Raw genomic sequence first — 1,194 nt, 5'->3', positions numbered from 1 at the left:
GGTGGTGGAGGGGGCGGAAGGGGTGGGAGCGGGGGCCGAGGAGGAGGCGGGGGACGACGGCGTCGGGTCGGTCGGGGACTTGGGGAGCTCCAGGGCCGCCGTCAGCTTGTCGCCGTCCTGGTCGGCGTAGTCGGGGTAGCCGAGGAGGTCGGCGAACTGCTTGGTGAGGGTGGTCCTGAGGCCGGTCGTGTTCCCGTCGGCGAAGGCCACCTTGGCCACGACGACGTCCGCGGTGAACTTGCCGTCCCGGGTGACGTCGGCGGTCAGGGTCTTCGCGGCGGTGTCGATGCGGAGGTTGCCGATCGTGAGGGTGAAGCCGTGGGCCTCGCTCTCGAAGGTGACGGCGCCCTTGAAGGCCGCCTTCACGGCGTGGGTGCCGTCCTTGTCGTAGGTGCCGGTGGCCGAGGTGAAGCGGAAGCTGCGGTCCCGGTTGACGGTGGCGCCGTCCTTGGCGGTGATCGTGCCCCCGGCTATGTGCTCGACGTAGTTGCGGTAGCCGTCGCGCACGCCCCAGTCGAGGGTGCCGCCCAGGAGCGGGACCGGTGCGGCGGCCGCCTGGGCCCCGGCGGCCGGACCGCCGCCCTCGGCCATCGCGGGCAGGGCGAAGGCGGTGGTGCCGAGGGCGGCGGCGGTCAGGAGCACGGCCGCTACGGCGGCCGGGCGGAGGTGGGAGGAGGACATGGGTGAGGACTCCTGGAGGAACGGGAGGGGAAGGGGTGTGCGGTGAGGGGGACGCGCTGAAGGTGGTGCGGGTCCAGCGCCACGGCGTTCTTCGGCTCCCCGCCGGTGGTCGGGCCGGCGGACGGGACGCCCTTGCCGTTCTCCGCCCTGACGCTCAACTTGCCGAGATCCAGGTCGAGATGGGCATCCGTGAAATGGACCGTACCTTCGAACGCGGCTTCGGGCACCCCGTTTGGCCGTCGCGGGCCCCCGCCCCGGAGCAAGCCGCCGGCAGGCGGGCCGGCCACCGGCGCCCGGCTCACGGGGGCATCCGCCCGCCCCCCGCGCGCCCGCCGGGCCGCCGCGGCGGTCCGGGCCGGGACCGGTGACGCGGCGGCCGTCGTCCCGCACGGCCTCGGGCTCGCGGTGGCGCACGCGCACCGGTGCGCCCCCGGTGCTCCCCCCACGCGGGGGAACCCGGACAGAACCGGACGGTAACCACGGCCCCGCACGGAATGCCGACGGGGACTTGAC

General features: G+C 75.0%; 1 protein-coding gene. It reads right to left on the bottom strand.

All coding sequences use genetic code 11. The features are described from left to right. On the bottom strand, nucleotides 1-681 hold a 681-nt coding region (locus tag VR44_RS06705; RefSeq protein ID WP_169790983.1), incomplete at its 3' end, for an HtaA domain-containing protein. Between the last annotated feature and the right edge of the window lie 513 nt (nucleotides 682-1,194).

Source organism: Streptomyces katrae (genome assembly GCF_000966975.1).
GTDB classification, from domain to species: domain Bacteria; phylum Actinomycetota; class Actinomycetes; order Streptomycetales; family Streptomycetaceae; genus Streptomyces; species Streptomyces katrae.
The sequence above is the reverse complement of the archived record's forward strand: the minus strand, read 5'-3'. Positions and strand labels throughout refer to the sequence as shown.